We start from the raw sequence: 21260 nt of genomic DNA on the forward strand, positions 1-21260 counted from the left end.
GCTGCTTCACAGCGAAAACCACGCCGCACCCGCGAGCGCATACTGCGCCAGCAAACACCCGGAAGGGCAACGGCGGTTTTGTCCCGCACTGTGTGAGCTCACCGGCTGCAATACCTCGCAGTCGCAGCGAATGACCGGAACGGCGGCCCGCGCCGCAGCGCAAAACCTCACCTGGTTGCTTCAAACGGCCGAGTTTGCAAATGACGCTATCTGCGCACAGCGGACGTACGAGAAAACTAGACTACGCTTGCAACGGATGGCGGTTGGCGACGCAGTCGTAAGTTATCGGGCTTGAATGAAACAGTGTCCAAATCCTGCTCCCGCAACCATCGTTTCCGACCAAGCCCCTGCAAACAGCGGGGGCTTTTTCGATTCAGGGCTCCCCAAAGCCATCAGCCCCGCCAATTCCCCAACAAGTTCAAGCTGATGGCCGCCCGGCGCAGCACCGTCCGGAACCATCCGCACCTCTGAAATCAAAGCCCGCAGCGACGCCGTCGCCTCCCGCCGTACCTCCGGCGCATTCAGGGACACTGCCAGGTCCTCTATCAGCTCCCGGTACCGCGCCGACAGGCTCGGGTGAAGCCGCAGGGCAGGGGGCTCCGGATTGTCCGCGATGACCGCCGCCAGGCGGGCCTTCTCACCCTCCAGCTCAGACATCTTGTCCTTCATCGAGGCGGTGTACATGCCGTCCTCGATGGCTGTCAGGATGTTGGCGATCCGGCTCTCCACCTTCTTGAGGGCGTGTTCGGCTTTCTGCCGGTCCTGGCAGGCGCCCGCGGCGGCATCGTTGAAGGCCTTGCGGTATTCCTCCGCAAACTGTGCCAGCAGGTCTGGTGCCAGCAGGCGCTGCTTCAGCCCGGAAAGCACCCGCTCTTCCACTTCTGCCCGGCCGATGGTGGCGCGGTTGGTGCAGACTGCAGCACCCTTGTTACGGGCACCAGCGCAGCCGTAGCGCGTCTTGTTGATCAGCGTGTAGCTGGCGCGGCAGCAGGCGCAGCGCAGGAGACCCGACAGCAGATACGCGGGGCGGCGCGCGCGTTCCAGCTTCGGCCGTTCCGTCAGAACACCCGCCGGGTTCATCGCTTGCCGCACCTCCCCCTGGCGCGTCTTCACCGCCTGCCAGAGCTGATCATCCAGAATACGCAGGCCGGGGACATCCTCCGTGATCCAGTCTTCCGGCGGATTGAGGCGGGACAGCCGTTTCCCGCTGTCGGGGTTGGTATCGTAGGTCAGCCGGTTCCAGACCAGCCGTCCGATATAGAGCTCATTGTTCAGGATGCCGGTGCCGCGTTTGATGTTCCCGGAGATCGTCGACGGGTTCCAGGTGCCGGTTCCTTTGCCGCTCTGCGGGGCAGTTACACCTTCGGCGTTCAGGGCAGCGGCAATCGTGCGGGCGGAAAGCCCGTCTGCATAATCCCGGAAGATCCGTTTGATGACGGCGGCCTCGTCCTGTTCGATCTCCCGGTCGCCGGTGCTGAGCGTGCCGTCGGGCAGGATCTCCCGCTTTACCCGGTAGCCGTAGGAAATCCCGCCAGCGGATTTGCCCTTGGTGACACCCCCCTCCAGCCCGCGCCGTGTCTTCTGGGCCAGGTCCTTGAGGAACATGGTGGACACCAGCCCGCCGACCCCGACCTTCATGTCATCCAGCTCATTCTCCGAAGCCGTGTGGATCTTGACTCCGAAGAAGTTCATGCGCTTCAGCAGGGTTGCGGAATCCGCCATGTCCCGCGACAGCCGGTTCTGGCTCTCGGCGGCGATAACGTCGATCCCGCCGCGTTCGGCTGCCTGGATCAGGCGCTGGTATCCCGGGCGCAGGGCATTCTTGCCGCTGAGCGCGTGATCGGTGAAAACTTCCGTTACCAGCCACCCCTTCTGTTCACACAGGCGGCGGCACAGCCGGATCTGGTCCTCGACCGATGTGTCTTTCTGTTTGTCTGTGGAGTACCGGGCGTAGATGGCAGCGCGGAGACCGGGTGTTGCATTCATGGTCTATTCCTTCGAAGGCGGTTGGCTCCTCTGTGCCGCGATGTCTTGCTGAGCAGCCTGGCGGGCAAGGAGCTGGATGATGTGCAGAAGCGGGTCCGGGCAGTTGGCCTGGCCGTTTGTCTGAGATGTGCCGGAGAGACAGGCTGTCCCTCTGGAATTGACATAGCTCTTCTGGTCCCGTGCCATCCGCCGAGGTCTCCCGCCGCTCCCAGAAACAGGTCCGGGGCGCTCTTCTGATGCTGCTGATTTGGCCGGGGTTTTTCCCGGCACTTGTTGGCTTCATCATATCGGGAGGGGGAGGGCGGCGGGCCCCTTGAACAGGCTACAGTTGCCGCGGCTGGCCGGGTTTATGTGGATAACCCCGCTGGCGGACTCATGTCCGGCGCCAAGCGGGGACGCCGGGCGGCTTGCTTCCGGGAGCCACCCCGCCGCAAACTATTACCGGCAGGGAGTTATACGGAACCTGTGCTGAATGCAGTGGCTTCGTTTGAAATATCATCTCCGGTGCCTGCCGGATCCTTGTACGGGCCGGACTTACGGGGCAGGTCCTTCAGCCAGGAGCGGATAGCGCTGGCGTCAAACTCCCTTTCACGCGTCAAAACCAAAGCCATTTCCCGGAGCAGGTGCCGGTGCGGATACAGCAAGGCGCGGGCGCAATCCTCGGCGTGATCGAGCCGCTCTTGAAGGCGCTTGCGCTCGCTTGCCGTGAGGCGGGCCGGGTCCTGCGGTCCGAACCAGGCGTTGCCGTGGATACCCAGCCCAAGCTCGTGGTCCATCGCCAGCGACAGCCGTGCGGCCTTCGCTAGATCCGAGTTTGGGCCTCCGCCCGCCCCGGCGGAGATCGTCCCGAACACTAGGCGCTCCGCAGCTCGGCCCGCCAGATGGATGGTCATCTGCCTGTCGAAGTCCGCCTCCAGCCCGGCACCCGGCGGTGCGGTACGTTCAGTCAGCCCGCCGGTCGGGCAGAGGCAGACATGTTTGATCTCTTCACCGTAGAGCCAGGCTGTGATGACATGGCCGCATTCATGCACGGCGATGCGCTCATCCAACCGGCTCCGGTATCCTTCTTCCTGGCCGAGGACCTGCTCAAGAAATCTTGGGTCAAAGCTGCGCCCCTGGCGCCGCGCACGTGCCCGGGCTTCGCGGATGCGGGCGTCGATCACGGCCGGGGTTTGCCCGGTCAGGTTCCGGGACAGCGGGAGCAGATCTTGCCCGGAGTCCGGGAAGGCTCTCTCAAGCATGACCAGGATCTGCTGCGGGGTCGGTAGCGGCATCTCGTGATGCAAATCGAAACGGCCGGGACGCAGGATAGCCGGGTCGATTTTTCCGGGAAAATTGGTGGCGCCGATCAGCAGAATGCCTTCTTCGCGGTGCAGCAAATCGATCTGCCGCAGGAACTCGTTGATGACTTGTTGGCGATAAGCTTGATTGCGGTCGCCAGTGTCGGTGCGAGACCCGCAACTGTCGATCTCATCGATGAACAGCACGCAAGGCTTCCGGGATTTGGCGTCCTGGAAACACGTTAGCATCGCCGCCAGCATATCGCCAAGGTGACCCCGTGCTTGCCAGGCTCCAAAGGATCCTTGGATCAACGGGACCCCGGCTGATGCGGCGATGGCCGCGGCCAGTACGGTTTTACCGGTTCCGGGTTCTCCGTGGATCAACAGAGATCTGGACATGTCGCTCCACTCGATCTCACCGCGCTGCCATCTGTGCAGGTCCGCAACCAGGTCCGCCGCAGCCTGGTGGGCAGGAGAGGTGCCGCCGATGGCCTCGAGGGTGAGGGCACCGGCTCCGCTTGCCTGCATCCGGGTTCGGGAAATCGCCGTGGCCAGGCGCTCTGCCGCGCTGCGGGCATCCGGAACGCGCAGTGCCAGCAGAACCTCCGGGTCACCCAGACCGGCCAGCGCACTGTCTTCCGGGAGGACCGGTTCCACGGCCTCGCGGTCGATCTTTCCGGTTGCACTATGGCTGTGCTCCAGCTGCGCCATGATGATATCGCGGCTTAGCGGTTCCAACTTCACCGGGTCGGGCAGGACCGTGCTGAGACTGTCGGGGAGGCTTTCGCCATCGGGCAGCAGGACAAGAAGCGGGCAGAGCTGTTGTAGCGCTTCGCACAGATTGCGCTCGAGGCGGTAAAGGTCGCCGATCCGGGAAGACCCGGTTGATGTGGTGACTTGAAGCACCCGGAGTGTCTGCTCGTGGTGCCGTTCGTCGCCCAGGGTCGTGACCTTCCACTCTTCGGGCAGAATACCGCAACGGCAGGCCGTCAGAATTTGATCGGCGTCCGCGGTCCGGAACCCGGAGAGCACGGTGACGGCGCCCTGAGCAAGCAGGGTGTCCATGACATTCCGGGATGAGACGAAGGTGGCCGCAAGCCGCAGTGCAATCAGGCTCCGGCTGGCGGGCAGGGCGGTTGCGGGGCGGCTGCGTCCCTCATCGTCCAGCGCCCATCCGTCGATGCCGTTTTCCCGGAGCTGATCGAGCTCCTCGCTGTCCCGGTGCTGAGCTGTTGGCAGGTCGTTGAGCGTGTCCAGCAGTCTGGATTTTGGATGGTCTTGCAAAGCGGCGTCACGTTTGCCACCCGCGTTAATTTGATCCGAGATCATCCGGCGCAAAACCTGTTTGCCAAAGGAGACCCAGGCGGGACGGGGAGAGTGAAGCGGGAACTGTGTCATCGGTTGTCTCCGGATAAGATGCAGGCAAAGGGGCGCCGCCCTCCCCGGACTCCGGGTTGGATGGGGCGGCGCTGAGAGGGCGGATGGATGAGAGTCAGGCGGCGCCGTCAGTGGCGATCTCGTCCAGCATCCGGACGATCTCCGCGGTCACGTCCGCGAAATAGATCTCGCTCCTGACATTGATGGATCCGGCGTAAAGATCGGGCGGCGCGATGCTGTCCGGGAAGGCGGTCTTGAGCCTGGTATGCAGCCGCTTCTCTGTCTGCAAGGCAAGCTGCCCGGTCGCCATCGGGACAGTCTTCAGGATCTGTGCTTCCACGCTGCGGTGCTTCAGCAGCTGGTGGCGCAGCCTGGAATCCGGGTTGCGGGAAAAGCCCAGCTTCACCAGCTGCGCGCCATTCGGAAGCTCGAACTGCATGGCGTAGAGGTGGCTCGGTGCGGCGGGCCAGTTCTCTCCGCACCCGCCGCAGCCAAACCTTCCGGTCTGCATGTTGGCACGGGCCACCCTTTGGGTGTGCCCGCATTCCCGATGCCGGTACAGACGATAGTTCGGGTCCCCGTCCGGGTCAGCTCCGATCAGCGTCCAGCCCTGGGCTGCGGCTTCCTTTTGTTCCTTCCGGCTGTGGCAGGTTTCGCAGCGCACGTCGCAGATCCCCGCGGCCGCGCGCTTGATCAGTTCGAGCTGCCGCCGCAGCCGGTGACCGCAGTCTGCAAAGTACAAACCGTAGTGCCGGTCTTCCGGATCGCGGCAGGCCCATTGCAGCCCGGCTGCCGCGGCATCGTCCCGCCAGCGCGCCTCGACGCAATGCGGGCAGAAGGGCTGGTTGTTCATCAACACAAAGAGTTTGCTTACGTGCGTTGCCCCGCAGGCCTTGCAGGACAGGAGAAGGTGATAGCGGTCCTGGATGCGCTTCAGAATGTCGAAGCCTTTGCTTGCGGCGGCGTCGTGCCAATGGGGATGGATGGTGAGCGGGAAGGTTGGAATTGCGGGTTGGGTCATGAAAAGCTCCAGTCTGGTAAACGGGCAGGCGACGACGGGCGCGTGGAACGCCAGCCGGTGAAAATCCGGAATTGGACAGGACATGGCGGGCGCAGGCGGAGAACTCCGCTGCGGGTGCCAGGTCAGGTTTTGTCAGGGAACGGGATCAGACCGGCGCGAAGTCGGGCGCTGTCACTGCCATCTCCACGATGGCATCAACCTGCCGGGCTGCGCGGTTCAGCGCTTGGCGGGCACAGGGATCTGCCGTGCTGAAAAGATCACGATGCTCATACATCAGATGCTGGAAATGCAGCGCCTCGTCCGGGCTTGTGGCTTCAATGAGGAAGTGCATCAGCATGCCCATACGCTGCAGCGGCAAGTCGCAAGACGAGGTCGGCGGAGCTGAGAAGACATCAGACGCCAGCCGCAGGCAGTCCTGCCATTGGTTCTCGGCGGCTTCGGCAAAGCCAGACGTGGCCGGGTCCCAGCTCATCGAATGCGACAGGTCGCGCTCCATCTCGATGGCGGAACCCACCGCTTCGTTCAGCTCAGCGAATGTCCGGGAAATCGGGGTAGTACCCTCATCGGAAATCGGGCAGGGCAATGCTGGGCGCAGGTCTTTTGCCGCGCTCGAGCGCGTGATAACAGGTGCGATAGTCATGTTGGTCTCCTCAGCCGAGATCAGTGTGATTAGGGCGTAAGCAAGGGGTGGAGCCCTTGCCTACGCTCGCTATTATATGGTACCAAGAAACCAAAAATCAATACGAGATTCGCTGGCATGGCAAAAAAAACCAGAGGAAGACCGGCGGTCGATACGGAAGCTGTGAACCTGCGATTGCCGCGCGAGATGATCGAAGTTGTTGATGCTCAGAGGCGAGATGAAGAAGACCTTCCGACACGGCCAGCCATGATCCGGAGGATGCTTAAGCAGTGGTGTCATGATCGCGGCATAGATGTCGAGGAATAGTCTGCTTCGAAAAAGATAAGCGCTACATTCATCCAGATTATCGAGAAACAATAAGGCATTCTTGGCTCCCGGCAGGGCGGGGTCAGGAGGGCGTCCGAGGAAATGTCTTAAGAAAGCCCCAAGGTTTTGGGATCGTCTGGAGAACCAAGGCCAACCTTCCCGGACACCGGCAGGTGGCGGTAACAAGCCAATCTATACATTTCAAATGCAAGGCCGGGCACCGGCCGCGCAAGCACCCGCAGGGCTGCTGGAGCGCCTCCCCGGCGTAAAGGGCAGACGAGGTAGCTTCAGCTACCTATAGTCTGTCCCTATGGGGAGCATTTGCGCGCGTGCGGCGCACCATCTTATACTGCCCCAAGTCTCAGAAAAACAATATGGCAACAGAAATCCGATACTTTACAGGATGTTATCGGACGGATCCGCTTTTGCGTTTTCGCCGAGGTCGCGTACTCAATGAAAAAAGGAGTACCGCGAAATGGCATACCAATTCGTCCATATCGAAACTTATTCCCGCAAGCCAAGGAAGGTGAAGGGAACCAAAGATCAGTGGAACTGTGCGCGTCAGGTGTTTGAGGAAGCGCAGCGCAACCCGGACTTCTCCAGGCATGTCGTGAACCCGCGAGCGCCGCTCCCTGTTCTGAGCCAAGGGGCGATGGCCCTCAGTGATCTTCAGGCGCTGCACGATCGGCGATGCAGCGAAATCCGGGAAACCGTGACCGCGAAATCCGGAAAAGCCTACAGCCGCAGCCTGCGGTCCGATGCGCCGACATTGTACACTGAGATCCATTCACACCCGATGGCATCCAAGGATTTCTTGGCGGATCGGGCAAGGCACCAGAAGGAGATCGCCCGGTGGGCGGACTTGGCTGTGCGGGATTTCCGGAAGCGGATGCCGGAAGGCGTCGCCTTCGCTGGGGTCATTCACCTGGATGAGGCGCATGTTCACATGCACATCCTCGCATTGAATGCGGGCGATCCCCGGTTGGATGCGAACAAGCTGCACGTGGGGAAGGCGGCGGCTGCGGTATACCGGGCCGCGCATGACAAGCCGCAGACGCTTTCGTCATTGCCGAAACCGGAATTGCTGCCGAAACCCAAAAAGCCGAAGAAGCCGCGCCCGAGCAAGAACCGGGTCACCCAGAAAAAGAATATGGCAAAGCATGAAAAGGCATTGGCCGAATGGCAGGCCGCTTGCGCCAGGGTCGAGGCCGGCAATGCCAGAAAGCTCGAAGAATGGTCCGTAGATAATGGGCGGCACCTGCATGCCGCACGGAAGAAAAGATCCGGGAAGAACCCGGAGAAGGCCGCCTTCACGGCGGCGATGAAAGCCTTTCAAGACCGCTACTACGAAGCGGTTGGCAGGCCCTGCGGGCTTCTCCGGAAGGGGCCAGGCCACGAGCGCCTGACCACCAAGCAATACGCCGCGCGCAAGGCCGGTGCCAAAGCCCGCGCGGAAGAGCGGCTGGCGAACCTTCGGTCCGAGACCCAGCTGGAAGTGCGGGAGCAGGCGCTGGACGCGCAGGCACGCCGCGTCGCGGCGGAAGAAAATTCTTTGAAGAAGAAGGAGGCTGAGGTCGGGGCAAGAGAAGAAACGGTCTCGAGAAGGGAAAGGGAGATTGAGGCGAGGGTAGAAGCTTTAGAGAAGGTGGCTGAACAGGCCGCGCAGCGGGAAGAACAACTGGCCAAGCGGGAGGCAGCACTTAGTGCCCGGGAAGAGGAGATCGACGCAGTTCGGGAACGTGCTGAGGCGCTAAACTTGGGATTGGAATTGATCCGCAGAGATCAGCTGCGATGGGCGCCCGATAAGAAAGGTCGAGGGGGCAGGCTGGTGCATGGCCCGCGCGATGCTGCGGAACGCCCGCTGCCTCTGGAGATGCATGCCCGGCTACAACCAGCCATGTCGCTGCTCGAAATCCTTCTGAAAATCATCGCAGAGATCATTGAGGACGCATTGCACGAACAGCGAATGGAAATTGCCCGGGACGCTGAGGCCGTGGCGGAATGCCGAAGGCGGCTGGATTTGCGGGAAGATCCTGTCCTTACCGGGATCTTGCAACGCGGCACCCAAGACCAGAGATTTGATTTTTGACATCGGAGAAAGGTCAGCTGGGAATTCTCAGTCTGGAGGTTATGGCAGTAGGGGAGGCGCTGCGCTTATGTTGGACGCCAGCAACGCGCAGATAGCGCCCTTTGCAAACTCGGCCGTTTGACGCAACCGACCGAGGTTTTATGCTGCGGCGCAGCCCGCCGTTTCTGCCGTTCGCTGCGACAGCGAGCTTCTGAACCCGGTGAATTCACACAGTGCGGGACCAACCAGACTTTCGCTGCATGTGCAGCCTAAGCAGTTCAGTGCGTCCGCTTTGCGCAGGAAGCGCCCTTTGCAAACTCGGCCGTTGACGCAGCCAGCCGAGGTTTTCTGCTGCGGCGCGGCCCACGGATCCTGCCGTTAGCTGCGACTGCGAGGTCTTGGAACCGGTGAGCTCACACAGTGCGGACTTTCCCGACATTGATGTTTGGCCATGCTGCTGAAGCAGCATTCCTTCGCACCCGCGGCAAACCAATCGTAGCCGCGCAGCACACCTCACAATACCGGTCATTTGTGGGTGGTATTCCCACAGGAACTGAAACCGCAGCTTTCGCTGCAGTCATTTCAGTTAGCTTCGTCAGAACGCAACATAAAACGCCCCACGATAGTGAAGCTAAAATAAGAACATAGTGATCGCACGCTGAAATGCGTTCTTGTAGGAACTCCCGGAATGTCAGATTTTCAACGATCACTGAGTTACTGGTGAGAGAGCCTGCCATTTCTTTCGGTAGGCCGAGGCGGAGATACCGACGCGCTTTCGGAATGCCGAGCGGAAGCTCGACGGTTCGGAATAGCCGACCTCTGCGGCGATCTCGTCGATCGGAGCACCGGTGGTTTCCAGAAGCTGCTTGGCTTCCTCGACCCGCAATGTCTGGATGTACTCGACAGGTGCTTGACCGGTCGCCCTTTTGAACCGGCGATGGAAGCCGCGTTCGGTCATGCCACTTCGTTCGGCCATGGCTGCAACCGGGCTCGGCGTGTCGTAGTGCTGCGCCGCCCAGACCTGTGCCGCGGCGATCAACTGGTCCTGGTGCTGGCGCGAGGTGGTCAGCGAAGCATACATCAATTGCCCGTCAAGGTGCGGATCGATCAGATAAATCTTCGCGATCCTGCGCGCTTCCTCGGTCCCCGCGAAACGCCCGATCAGATAGAGCATGAGGTCTTCCCACGCCGACATGCCGCCGGCGGTGATGACGCGGTGACCCTCGCCTGCGGGCACGAGGATGCGTTCGCGGCAGACGTTTACCGCAGGGAAATCCCGGCCCAGCATGTCGGCATAGCCCCAATGGGTCGTCGCCTCCTTCCCGTCGAGCAGGCCAGCCATGCCAAGGAGCACCGCTCCAGAGCAGACCGAGGCGACGATGGCGCCGTGCGCATAGGCATCAGCGATCGAGGCGGCGATCGAGGCGAAGTCTTCGGGCAGTCCGGTTTCCGGGGAGAACAACAGATCGGGCACGATAATCAGGTCCGGGACGGGTGATTCGTCGAGCATCGCGTCTGGCGTGATCTTGCGCCCGTTGACGTCCCAGTATGGTGCCCCATCCAGAGTTCTCAGACTGACCTGAAAAATCGGCTTGGACGCGGGAATGCCATGCAGCATCTCCCAGTCGCGCCCGACCGACGCCAGCACGTCGAGGATCGAGAACACCACCGAGGATCCGGCAAGGCGCGATCCGATAACAGCAGTATTGATGGTCATTTGCGCCTCCTGACCACTAAGTTTGTCCGATAAGAGCCGTTTTGGTCTTTTTTGCTTCTATCTCGACTCGCCGGTTAGGTCCATCTCATTGCCCATCACCTCGGCCAACCAGGCCAATCATTCGTCAATAAGGATAAACTGATGAGTATTCAAAACCAAAGCGTAGCATTCCAGTCTGAAGTGATCCGCAGCTACCTCGCCGACCCGCGCATTTACCTGACCGATGGGGGGTTCGAAACTTCCATGCTGTTCCTCGAAGGGTTCGACTTGCCGGCCTTCGCGGCCTGCGTCCTGCTCGAAGAAGACATCGCCCGTGCGGCGATGAACCGGTATTTCGACTGCTTTCTCCAGATGGCCGCGACAGCCGGGACCGGCTTTGTTCTCGACACCAATACTTGGCGATCGGGGACACACTGGGCCAAGGTAGTTGGCCGTTCGCCCCCTCAGATGCAGGACCTCACGCGCGAGGCCGTCAGGTTTGCCATGGCGATCCGAGCACGGTGGCAAGATCAAGTTTCGCCGATCCTGCTCAATGGCGTGATCGGACCCGCCGGCGACGCCTATGACGGTTCGGTCACCCTGGATGCAGCCGCCGCCGAGGCTATCCACGCGCCGCAGATCGCGTTGCTCGCGACATGCGGGGTTGATCTGGTCAGCGCGCTGACCTTCGGCAGCCTGTCCGAAGCGATCGGTTTCACCCGTGCGGGTGTCAAGGCAGGGGTGCCCGTCGTGATCTCCTACACGGTTGAGACAGACGGACGCCTGCCGGACGGAACGCCGCTCGAGCGTGCCGTACTCGAGGCGGATGCAGCAACCGAGCAAGCACCGCTCTACTACATGATCAACTGCGCACATCCTGAGCACTTTCGCGACGTTCTCAACAACCAAGCCTGGTGCCGCCGCATCCGCGGTGTCCGCGCGAACGCATCGCGGCTGAGCCACGCGGAACTCGACGCGGCAGAAACCCTGGACGATGGCGACCCTGAAGAGTTTGGCACCCTCCATGCCGCTCTGTCCCAAAAGCTCCCGGCGCTGAAAGTCGTCGGCGGGTGCTGCGGCACGGATCATCGGCATGTCGGTTGCATGGCAAACGCCATGCTTCCCTCGACCGCTGCCTGAAATCCTCGTCGCGTCAATGTCCACAGGGAACGGATCTCGATCGACCGTTCTGGCCTGGGTGTGGGCGCCCGAATGCCAAAATCATCGCTCGCGCCTGAGCGCTTATCAACAAGGACGAACAACATGACCATGATTTCCATCCACGCCGGCGCTCCGCGCCGACACCCTTCGCGCATTGCCACGTCGCTGCTCAACCTGATGGCAGAAGCCGCGAAGCGGCGGCGCATCCGCAAGGAGATGAGAGAGCTGTCTCGACTGCCCCGGCACCGCCTTCGGGACATGGGCCTCGAGCAGTACGCGGAGCCGCCCGATCCCATCATCCATCACCGTTTCTTGTAGTCGGGATCACCGACCACCAACCGAACAGCTTGAGGCACGCACTTCGCGCTTCGACTGTGAACTTTATTTTTCAAATCAACCCAGAAAAGGAAACTCCATGTTCAAATCAACTCTCTCTGCAATTGCTTTGATCGCGGCGGCGGCCACCCATGCCTTCGCGGGCGACACGCCGATGTCCTTCGATGTGGCCGAAGACATGAGCCGCTTCGTTTTTGCTTCGGCCCCTGTCTTCGATGACGGCATGCCGGCCTACGGCAATGCGTTCATCACGCAGGGCTACATTTACGAGGACGGAACGCTTGACAGCGGGGTCGAAGGCACGCTGCCCGATGGCAGCCCCGCCTTTCCTGACAAGGTAATCGGCCGCTGGACCTGTGACGGGTACTTCGTGGGTGACGGCATGCGCACGCAAACCGGTGCCGTCGTCATCACCCGGCAGGTTTTTGAATTCGACAACGGGGATATCCTGATCAACCAGGGTGCCGAACTGGTGGACATCAATGTCAAGGCCCCGCGTGTCATCACCGGCGGTACTGGCGCTTTTGCAGGGATGTCGGGGGAGATGACGCAGGTTCTCCTGGGCATGTCTGACGGCTACGGCGTGCGCCTTCTGATCGACGTCAAGCCTGAAGAGCATGCCAGCCTCTCTGTCGACCAGTTCGAATTTCACGAGGACTGAGAACGTCAAGCGACAAAGAAGTTCGCTTTCGCCGCCGTGGCGCGGCGAAAGCACCCAACCGAGGACGTGATCATGAGATCCCCGCTAACCATCGCCTTGCTTCTGACCACCTGTATCGGTGCATATGCTGCCGATCTGCCCGATCCGCTGGAGGACAGGGATTTTCTATGGAACGGAGCCCCCAGTCCGGAGCTTTCCGAGCTGGGCCGAAGCCTGTTCTTCGATCCCATTCTGTCCGGCAATCGGAACATCGCCTGTGCGACCTGCCACGATCCGGCGCTCGGAACAGGCGATGGCGTCTCTTTGTCTATCGGCGAAGGAGGCAGCGGCTTTGGCCCCGAACGCGTCACGCAGGATGGTGTGATCGGGCGGGTGCCCCGCAATGCGCAACCGCTCTATAACATCGGTGCGCGCGCCTATACGTCGATGTTTCATGACGGGCGACTTGAGCTTGACCACATGGGTGGATTTCCAAGTCGGCTCAGAAGTCCGGCCAAAGAGCAATTGCCCGAGGGGCTCGACAACGCCCTGACCGCGCAAGCGATGTTCCCGGTCCTGTCAGCGATAGAAATGGCGGGCCAGCCCGGCGAAAACCCTATCGCCGACGCCGTCGCGGAACGAAATTTAAGACAGGCTTGGCGCATTCTGGCCGACCGGCTAGCCGCAAACCCTGGCTATGCCCAGCAGTTCGTAACGGTCTTTAACGATATTGAGACAGCCGACGACATCCGATTTGACCATGCGGCCACGGCGATTGCCGCCTTTGAAACAGTAGCCTTTCGATCTGACTGGAGCCGTTTCGATGCGCGTCTTGCTGGCTGGCCGATGACCACAACCGAGGAAGCCGGGCTGAAGTTATTCTATGGCAAGGCGGAGTGCAGTTCCTGTCACAGTGGCCCCTTGCTGACGGATCACGAGTTTCACGCAATAGCGGTTCCACAGATCGGCCCCGGCAAAGATCAGGGATCAGATGGCAGCTATGCTGTCCATTCCGGCTATCCGCATCGGGTCGAGGATCAGGGCCGTTTCAACGTGACCGGTGAGGAGGCCGACCTCTTCGCTTTCCGCACTCCGTCGCTGAGGAATGTCGCGCTGACAGGGCCGTGGGGACATAACGGCGCCTTTGCCTCGCTTGAGGATATGGTGCGGCACCATCTCGATGCGGTGGCATCGCTGGCGAGCTACATCCCGGCGGAACTTCCGGCGCTCGATACCGTGATCCAGCCGGTGCGGAGCAGAGCCGGCGTCAGCTACCAAGCCCTGAGCCCGATGAAGCGCGGCACCTATGATCTGCGAGACATCTGGGTGCACAGCTCGGAACGGCTGCGGAACGAGATTGCTCGCGCCAATACGCTCGCGCCGATGGACCTGTCAGAGGAAGAGGTGTCGCGCATTCTTGCGTTTTTGGAAACGCTGACCGACCCGACGGCGATTGATCGCTCATACCTTGTGCCGACAGCCGTGCCGTCCGGCCTGCCGCCGCAACCCGGTCGTGACGACGCGTGCTTAAGAGACAGCCATTCCTTGGCAGGCGCAAAGGCATTGCCGGGAGAAGCGGAAGACCTGCCGGAGCCGCGCTGCGTCGGCCGGGGAGACAATACACAGCATTAGCCCAATACCACAGCGGCCCTGGCTTGCCGATGCGGCCCCCCGAAAATTCTCACACGCATCAATACGAAAGTTACACCATGAAATCCCTTGTTCTTGCCTATGCGCTCATCAGCTACGCCCTGTTTGGAGTTGTCTTTGTCTGGCTTGCCGCCTTTCTGCACAATGTCGGGGATCTGCGCGGTCCGGCGTCACGTCCCGCAGTGGATGCCGCCCTCATCAATCTGGCGCTGATCCTGCTATTCGGCGTAGTCCACAGCGTGATGGCGCGGCCCGCTTTCAAGAGGGTGTGGACCCGCGTCATCCCGCCCGCGTCCGAACGCGCGACCTACGTGCTGCAATCCTCATTGCTGCTGGGCTTGATCATCTGGCAGTGGCAGCCGATGCCGGCGATCATCTGGCAGGTGGAAGGGTCAGCGGTCTGGATCTTCTACGGCGCGTCGGCGCTTGGCGCGGTGATTATACTGGTGGCGACCTTTCTGCTGGGTCACTTCGAGTTCGTCGGCCTGTCACAAGCTTGGCACAACCTAAGGGACACCCCGACGCCGCCCGCGACATTCCGTACACCGTCGCTATATCGCGTCGTGCGTCACCCGTTGCAGTTCGGGCTGCTGATCATGATGGTCGCAACCCCTGTGATGACCCTGGGCCACTTGATCTTTGTTGTGGCGATGGCCGTCTATATCGCCATCGGTCTGCGCTTTGAGGAACGTGCGCTGCTGCGGGAATTCGGTGCGGCCTACGCGGCCTACCAGCGTGACGTACCCATGCTGATCCCCAATCCATTCCGTCGCTCACGCGGGTCTGTTCACGGTGCCCCGTAACGGCCCATCGCGATCCCGAACACTTCAACCTTCAACAGCTCAGTCGCCCCTTGGCGACCGTCGAACAGAAAGAACAACCATGGAAACCACCATTCCAAACAACGTCCTGATCGTCGGTGCGGGCCTGTCCGGTCTGGCCGCTGCAGAAACACTCCGGCACCGCGGCATCGCGGTCACCATCCTCGAGGCGCAGGATCGCGTTGCCGAACCCTGGCGCAGGCGCCATCCTGCATTGCGGCTTAACATCCATCGCCATTTCGCCCGACTTCCGGGGATGCGCCCGCCACGCGCCGATGGCGCCTATCTGCGGCGCGACAGCGTTGTCAGCTACCTGGAGTGCTATGCGCGCCAGATCGGGGTTCCTATCCGCTTCGGTGTCACCGTGGAGGCGATTGAGCGCGATTCCTGTGGATGGCTGGTTCGCACCTCGGCAGGGGTGTTCGGTGCCGCGCATGTCATTTTCGCCACGGGACGCGACAGCGTTCCACATGTACCCGACTGGCCGGGATTGCGGGGTTTCGAAGGCCTGGTATTGCATGCCGCTGACCTTGGTGATGTGGGCCGTTTCGATGGTAAGCGGGTCCTCGTGGTGGGCGCGGGCAATTCCGGCAGCGACGTGCTGAACCACCTCGCGCGCCATCAGCCGACGGACGTTATGATTTCCGTCCGATACGGCCCCGCAATAGTGCCCAATCGCGTGTTCGGGTTTCCATTGCACCGCGCGGCGCGATTGTACGAGGCTATGCCGGTACCGCTCGTTGACCGCGCATTCTCACTGACCCAGCGGCTATTCTTTGGCGATCTGAGTCGCTATGGCATGACCACCCATCCGCTTGGCGGTGGCACCCGTCTGGCGCAGGACGGCACGGCGTTTGCCATCGACGATGGGTTTGTCGCAGCGATCAAGAGCGGCCGTTTCAAAGTCGTTCCGGCGGTCAGTGAATTCCATGGCTCTCAAGTCATCTTTGAAGGCGGAAGAAGCTTTGAACCCGATGTCGTGATCTGCGCCACGGGATACCGTTCAAGCCTCGAACCGCTGGTGGGACATCTCGGTGTTCTCGACGCCCGAGGCTCCCCCCTCCGTCCCGCAGGAGAACCCGACCCGAAGCACCGGGGACTTTGGTTCACCGGCTACAAGCCCCAGTTCACTGGCTATTTCGAGGCTGCCCGAATTGCAGCAAAGCGCATCGGCAACGGCATTGCCTCTGACCTGCAACGTCCAGCTCAAAGTTCTTCTTCATTCGACCAAAGCAACGTGGTGCTCGAGGCTGCCGAAAGCTGACGGCCCTGCGGTTGCCAACAAGTCCCGACACGATTGCTCAGGCCATACCCCGGATAAGATTCATGACCTCTTTTGATATCACGCGCCCAACGGGCCACGCTAGGAAACGCCTAGGTCGCCATGTGAACAAAGCGGAAGCCGAAGCAATCCTGCGCCTTGCCGCGCCGCTGACCGGCCTCGCTCTTGTCAACATGGCGATGAGTGTGACCGACACGATGATGACGGCCGCCTTCGGGATGGAGGCCCTTGCGGCGGTCGCCGTTGCGAGCGATTTCTATTCGATCTTCTTCTATCTCGCCATCGGCTGCATCGGCGGTCTTGGCCCTCTATACGCGGCGGCCCACGCTGCGGGTGATACGGGCCGGCTGGCGCGGCTCAGGACAGCTGGCGCTATTGTCTGGATTGTTCTTGCCATTCCGATTTGTTTCCTCTTGTGGCAGACGCCGTTGTTTCTCAGCCTGCTCGGCATCGAAACCGGTCTTGTCGAGGCGGGGACGGGCTACGTCCGTGCGATGGCGCTGACCTTGGTTCCGATGCTGGCCGTCGGCGTTTTGCGCACACGGCTGACCGCGATTGAACGCCCAGGCGTCATGTTGCGGATTACGCTCTGCGCGGTGCCGCTGAACGGTTTCTTCAACTACCTGTTCATGTATGGCGCTCTGGGTCTGCCAGAGCTTGGCGTGACAGGCGCGGGCGTGTCCTCGCTGCTGGTTGGCTTACTGACCCTCGCGGCCTTGTCGTGGGAAACCCGCCGCGCCGGCGACAGTGGAGCGCGTTGGGCGGACCGGGGCGACGTTGTCGAGATATTCCGCATCGGGGTACCCATCGCGGTCGCCACGCTGGCAGAGGTTGGCATCTATCTGGGCGCCACGATCTATGCCGCATCACTTTCCGTGACAGACGCCGCGGCCCATTCCGTGGCGATCCGCCTGGCGGGGATCGGCTACACCTTTTACTTCGGCCTGCAACAGGCGGCGATGACCCGGCTTGCAAGAGTCGATCCCATGTCAGATCGCGCGAATGAAGTGAAGAACACGGCGATGCTGCTTGGCATCGCAATCGGCGTATCCCTTTGCCTGATACTTCTGGCGGTGGCGTCACCGGTTGCGAATTATATGCTGCAGAGTTCGACACCTGCTGCAGTCAGTGTCGCAATCGCGGTCATCGGAGCGCTCGCCATGGCGGAGCTCTTTGGCCCGGCTGGAGCGGGAGCCGCCGGATTGCTGCGTGCCAGGAAAGTAACGCGTCCAGTCATGATATACTCTCTGATCGGAAACTGGGTGGTTGCGGCACCCCTGATCGGTATCTCAACTATTGTGTTCGACATGGGTGCGATCGGTATCTGGATATCGATGGCGACCGGAACCATCGTGTATTCAGGGCTGTGTGTGCTGGCGCTTCGCAACCTGCCAGCCAACGGGGCGGCAGAATGAAACTTTATTTCATGCCAGGCGCTTGCTCTTTGGCGCCGCACATCGCCCTTCTGGAGGCGGGTCTGCCATTCAGCCTTGTCGCGGTAGACTACCGGACGCGAAAAACGGCAGGCGGCGGCGACTTCTACAAGATCAGTCCCAAGGGTTATGTCCCCGCGCTGGTTCTGGACAATGGCGAGGTTTTGACCGAGGTGCCGGTGATCTTTCAATTCGTGGACAGCAAGGTGCCGCAGGCCGCCCTGTTGCCGGCCTCCGGCCTGAAACGTCTGCGGTCGCTGGAATGGTTGAATTTCATTGCAACCGAGATCCACAAGAGTTTCAGTCCGCTTTTCCGGCCCGAAACCCCGACGTCTTTCTGTGTGCCAGGCAGGTTGCACCTGTGTCGACGGCTTTCGATCGTCGAGGACCATCTTTGCCAACACGAATACCTGATGGGAGACGATTTCTCTCTGGCGGATGTCTACCTTTTCGTCCTGTGCCGCTGGTTAAAGGACCAGGACATGACGCTTGCGGATTGGTCGTCTCTGCACAGGCATTCCGAGAAAATCAGGATGCGCCCCTCTGTTCAGCAGGCAATGGGCTGGGAAGGATTGTTGTAATGCCCATTTCAAAAGACAAATGTGCCGACCGGCGCGCCATGTACCGCGAGTTGCAACGCACTATGCCGGGGCTCGACGGCATGTACCGGCTTGTTCACGCTCTCATTGCGGGCTGCGACGAAAAGACGTCCGGGGTTCTGATCGTCGGAGCTGGCGGAGGCCGCGAGCTTGAAGAGCTCGCCAAGGGGCGGTTCGATGGCCAGATCACGGCGCTTGATCCGTCGGCGCCCAATCTCGATTTGGCACGGGATGTCGCCAGCGATCATGGATCATCTCTGGATGTCCGGTTTTTGGTCGGCACGGTGGACGATATCCCCCAAGGGGAGAGGTTCAAGATCGTCACGTCGCTTCTGGTTATGCACCATCTTCGGGACAACGGCGCAAAACTTGCCTATCTGAAAGGCCTTCGGGACAGGCTCGCCCCCGGTGGTCGCCTTATCCACGCCGATGTTTGCTTCGATGAATTCGAGGACTTCGACCGACTGGCCCCAATCTATTTGGCGCACGCGGATATCTTCGGCGTGTCAGTCGACGCAACGCGTTTGGAACTAGATGCGATTCCCAACTTGCCGATCATATCAGGGACGCGCACCCGCGTGCTCTTTTCCGAGGCGGGTCTGACCGAGCCGTTCGAGATTTTCCGCAGTCTCTGGTACAGATGCTGGACCAGCAGCCGAGCCCCTAAATGATCAAGTCCGAATGCCGCAATTAAAGGAGACACACCATGCCCGACTTGCCAGTCTTGTTGACATATGTTGCCGTTCTGACAGGATTCGTCTTCTTTCCTGGCCCGTCGATCTTACTCACGCTCACCCGGTCATCAACCTCGGGAATACGCGTTGGTGTCGCAACAAGCCTTGGCATCGGACTCGGTGACCTCGTCCATACGGTTATGGCGGTTGTCGGAATCTCTGCGATCCTGCTGGCCTCGGCGCAGGCGTTTACGCTGATCAAGCTGCTCGGAGCAGGATACCTGATCTATATCGGCCTGCGCTCCCTATTCGAGGGCCGCTTTCGCAAGACCTCTGGAGCCGCGCCGCCGATTTCGACAGGTCAGGCATTCAGACAAGCCTGCCTAGCAGAAATTCTGAACCCCAAATCAGCGATGTTCTTTCTGGCTTTCCTGCCGCAGTTCGTCGATCCGCGCCTCGGCCAGATCGCACTTCAGCTGACGATTTTCGGATTGCTCTTCGTGCTTATGGGCACGCTGGCGACGCTGGTAACGGCAATCGCGGCTGGCAATGTCGGTCGGTTTCTTCGGCAAAATCCGGCTATCCAGCGCTGGCAGTCGAGAGTCGTGGGCAGCATCTACTGCGCGCTTGGGATCAGGCTAGCGTTTCAGGAGCGCTGACCGACTGGGATATCCGCCCAATAACATCGCAAGCAAAGGTGAATGAAATGCAAGAGATCATTTATGATGTCGCCGTCTCAATCGACGGATACATTTCCGGGCCCGGCGGCGATATTTCGCAGTTTGCCCAAGAAGGTGCGGTGGTCGAAGACTATTCAGCCCGCCTCGAAACCTACGCGACCGCGATCATGGGCCGGGCAACCTACGAGTTCGGTTATCGCTTCGGCATGCAGCCGGGCCAAAACCCCTATGCGCACATGGAAACCATCATCCTTTCGAAATCGCTTGACCTGCCGGATGGCGCCGATGTCGCAGTGCAGAGATCCAGCGACGCAGAGGCAATCGACGCCATAAGAACCCGATCTAGCGGGCCTATATACCTCTGTGGCGGAGGTGCGCTCGCCGGATCGCTTCTTGCCATGGGAAAGATTGATGTTCTGCGCCTCAAACGTGCACCAATCGTTCTCGGTGGCGGTGTTTCGCTATTCGGAGACACAAAGGAGTCGCTCGGCTTAGAGTATACGGAAACACGAGACTACGGTGGTGGGCACCTGTTTCAGGAGTACCGTGTTCTCCATGCGTAGCGATGGGCAACGCTGCACGCGCCATTTCACCTTCAAACAGGGGCACGAAAATGACTGCTCGAAAACTACAGACATGCCTTTCACTCATTTTTCTCCTATTGGGTTCTTGGTGCTTGTTCTTCCCGAGCATGGTCGTTGAAGTAACATTCCGCCCGGAGCTTGCTTTCGCCTCGGAGCAAGCCCGGTTCATCATGGGCTGCTTCGGAGCGCAGGCGGTGTTGACGGGCACAATCATTTTAACCGCCCGTTTTTCTTCAATGACGTTCCTTGTGTTCGGTTTGGCTGGGTCGATCCCATTCTTCATTTTCAACTTCTGGTTTCTGTTCATCGAACCGGTCCTGAACCAATGGATGTTGCTCGACTTCGCCGGGAACCTCGGCATTCTCGTCATTGGCATTTGGGGATGGCGTTTATGCAAAACTGCCCAAGTTCCGGATCAAGCATGAGGATGAACCCGTTCGGCAGTCCAGGCTCTGAATTAACCTTTTGAGGAATCCAATTTACACAGACTTCCGGGGCTGGACGAAGCAGTCATGATCGCACGAGGCATTTCATGGCTCCGAAAACGGAGCTGATGGCCCATAGAATCAAGAAAATCATAGATGGGCGTTCAGTCGAATGATCGGCAGTACCCAGGGCGGCATGAACGCAATTCTGCATGCCGCCCTAGGTGGGAAGCCGCAACAGGTTGTTCCGATTTTCACCGTTTGCTGCCGTTTGGCCAATATCAATAGCTATAGAACTTCACTACATCTGCCACTGAAAGATGCCGAAATCGACCACATCTAAAATTACTAAGCGAGAAAGATATGAAGAAAATACTCCCTGCTCTGCTGCTTTGTCTCCTTTCGACCGGAGCAGTGGCGAACGAAGCCCGCAACGGTCTTCAACTCAACGGCCTCCAATTGAATGGCCTCCAGCTCAACGGGTTCACATTGAACCATATCTTGTGGAACGTCATCACGATCAATACAGCCCAACCAACTGATACCATGATTTTCGAGGCGCTGGCCGACATGGCGTCTTCTAAGTTGGCTAATTGAAAGG

20 protein-coding genes are annotated in these 21260 nt (G+C 60.3%); 15 read left to right on the forward strand and 5 right to left on the reverse strand.

Features of this window, described 5'->3' with window-relative positions; all coding sequences use genetic code 11:
- Nucleotides 1-282 precede the first annotated feature (282 nt).
- The 4 genes from DAEP_RS0118290 to DAEP_RS0118310 all read right to left on the reverse strand — a co-directional run bounded on the left by DAEP_RS0118290 (nucleotide 283) and on the right by DAEP_RS0118310 (nucleotide 6304).
- Nucleotides 283-1986 (reverse strand): recombinase family protein, encoded by a 1704-nt coding sequence (locus tag DAEP_RS0118290; protein WP_027245688.1) that lies wholly within the window; start codon nucleotides 1984-1986, stop codon nucleotides 283-285.
- 452 nt (nucleotides 1987-2438) lie between these two features.
- Complete coding sequence (locus DAEP_RS23395; protein WP_051337435.1) at nucleotides 2439-4664, reverse strand: AAA family ATPase; 2226 nt, start codon at nucleotides 4662-4664, stop codon at nucleotides 2439-2441.
- A gap of 94 nt (nucleotides 4665-4758) precedes the next feature.
- Complete coding sequence (locus DAEP_RS0118305; RefSeq protein ID WP_027245690.1) at nucleotides 4759-5664, reverse strand: hypothetical protein; 906 nt, start codon at nucleotides 5662-5664, stop codon at nucleotides 4759-4761.
- 145 nt (nucleotides 5665-5809) lie between these two features.
- Nucleotides 5810-6304: a hypothetical protein gene (locus DAEP_RS0118310; protein ID WP_084204461.1), complete on the reverse strand. Its 495-nt coding sequence runs from the start codon at nucleotides 6302-6304 to the stop codon at nucleotides 5810-5812.
- A 781-nt stretch (nucleotides 6305-7085) separates the two neighbouring features.
- On the opposite strand from DAEP_RS0118310, the gene DAEP_RS0118315 reads away from it, so the two are divergent.
- Nucleotides 7086-8699, forward strand: coding sequence for a plasmid recombination protein (locus DAEP_RS0118315; RefSeq protein ID WP_027245692.1), 1614 nt, complete (start codon nucleotides 7086-7088; stop codon nucleotides 8697-8699).
- A 685-nt stretch (nucleotides 8700-9384) separates the two neighbouring features.
- On the opposite strand, the gene DAEP_RS0118320 is transcribed toward DAEP_RS0118315, so the two are convergent.
- The gene (locus DAEP_RS0118320; protein ID WP_008556928.1) at nucleotides 9385-10395 is read right to left on the reverse strand and encodes a GlxA family transcriptional regulator; all 1011 of its coding nucleotides are present in this window, start codon (nucleotides 10393-10395) and stop codon (nucleotides 9385-9387) included.
- 141 nt (nucleotides 10396-10536) lie between these two features.
- Between DAEP_RS0118320 and DAEP_RS0118325 the strand changes: the two genes are divergently transcribed.
- The 14 genes from DAEP_RS0118325 to DAEP_RS0118385 all read left to right on the forward strand — a co-directional run bounded on the left by DAEP_RS0118325 (nucleotide 10537) and on the right by DAEP_RS0118385 (nucleotide 21256).
- Entirely contained in the window at nucleotides 10537-11514 is a 978-nt protein-coding gene (locus DAEP_RS0118325; protein WP_051337436.1) for a homocysteine S-methyltransferase family protein, read from the forward strand.
- Nucleotides 11515-11637: 123 nt separating this feature from the next.
- Nucleotides 11638-11853 carry a hypothetical protein gene (locus DAEP_RS0118330; RefSeq protein WP_027245694.1) on the forward strand — a complete coding sequence of 72 codons (216 nt, stop codon included), beginning with the start codon at nucleotides 11638-11640 and terminating at the stop codon, nucleotides 11851-11853.
- A gap of 97 nt (nucleotides 11854-11950) precedes the next feature.
- Nucleotides 11951-12532, forward strand: coding sequence for a hypothetical protein (locus DAEP_RS0118335; protein WP_008555569.1), 582 nt, complete (start codon nucleotides 11951-11953; stop codon nucleotides 12530-12532).
- 72 nt (nucleotides 12533-12604) lie between these two features.
- Nucleotides 12605-14143, forward strand: coding sequence for a cytochrome-c peroxidase (locus DAEP_RS0118340; RefSeq protein ID WP_027245695.1), 1539 nt, complete (start codon nucleotides 12605-12607; stop codon nucleotides 14141-14143).
- A 77-nt stretch (nucleotides 14144-14220) separates the two neighbouring features.
- Entirely contained in the window at nucleotides 14221-14964 is a 744-nt protein-coding gene (locus DAEP_RS0118345; protein ID WP_027245696.1) for a methyltransferase family protein, read from the forward strand.
- A gap of 79 nt (nucleotides 14965-15043) precedes the next feature.
- Complete coding sequence (locus DAEP_RS22910; protein ID WP_036760849.1) at nucleotides 15044-16246, forward strand: flavin-containing monooxygenase; 1203 nt, start codon at nucleotides 15044-15046, stop codon at nucleotides 16244-16246.
- A gap of 62 nt (nucleotides 16247-16308) precedes the next feature.
- Nucleotides 16309-17679: an MATE family efflux transporter gene (locus DAEP_RS0118355; RefSeq protein ID WP_084204462.1), complete on the forward strand. Its 1371-nt coding sequence runs from the start codon at nucleotides 16309-16311 to the stop codon at nucleotides 17677-17679.
- The gene (gene gstA, locus DAEP_RS0118360) at nucleotides 17676-18278 is read left to right on the forward strand and encodes a glutathione transferase GstA (RefSeq protein ID WP_027245698.1); all 603 of its coding nucleotides are present in this window, start codon (nucleotides 17676-17678) and stop codon (nucleotides 18276-18278) included. The genes DAEP_RS0118355 and gstA overlap by 4 nt, the downstream gene beginning before the upstream one ends.
- A complete protein-coding gene (locus DAEP_RS0118365; protein ID WP_027245699.1) occupies nucleotides 18278-18967 on the forward strand; it encodes a class I SAM-dependent methyltransferase in 690 nt (229 codons plus the stop codon). Before gstA ends, DAEP_RS0118365 begins: the two co-directional genes overlap by 1 nt.
- A gap of 35 nt (nucleotides 18968-19002) precedes the next feature.
- Entirely contained in the window at nucleotides 19003-19629 is a 627-nt protein-coding gene (locus DAEP_RS0118370) for a LysE family translocator (RefSeq protein WP_027245700.1), read from the forward strand.
- A gap of 47 nt (nucleotides 19630-19676) precedes the next feature.
- Entirely contained in the window at nucleotides 19677-20213 is a 537-nt protein-coding gene (locus DAEP_RS22915) for a dihydrofolate reductase family protein (RefSeq protein WP_036760852.1), read from the forward strand.
- A gap of 113 nt (nucleotides 20214-20326) precedes the next feature.
- On the forward strand, nucleotides 20327-20659 hold the full coding sequence (locus tag DAEP_RS0118380) for a hypothetical protein (RefSeq protein WP_245595115.1): 333 nt from the start codon (nucleotides 20327-20329) through the stop codon (nucleotides 20657-20659).
- Nucleotides 20660-20831: 172 nt separating this feature from the next.
- Entirely contained in the window at nucleotides 20832-21002 is a 171-nt protein-coding gene (locus tag DAEP_RS24030) for a hypothetical protein (protein ID WP_154665080.1), read from the forward strand.
- Nucleotides 21003-21022: 20 nt separating this feature from the next.
- Nucleotides 21023-21256, forward strand: a complete 234-nt coding sequence (locus DAEP_RS0118385) for a hypothetical protein (RefSeq protein WP_027245702.1) — start codon at nucleotides 21023-21025, stop codon at nucleotides 21254-21256.
- The last annotated feature ends 4 nt before the right edge of the window (nucleotides 21257-21260 follow it).

The organism is Leisingera daeponensis DSM 23529, assembly GCF_000473145.1.
In the GTDB taxonomy this organism is placed as follows: Bacteria; Pseudomonadota; Alphaproteobacteria; order Rhodobacterales; family Rhodobacteraceae; genus Leisingera; species Leisingera daeponensis.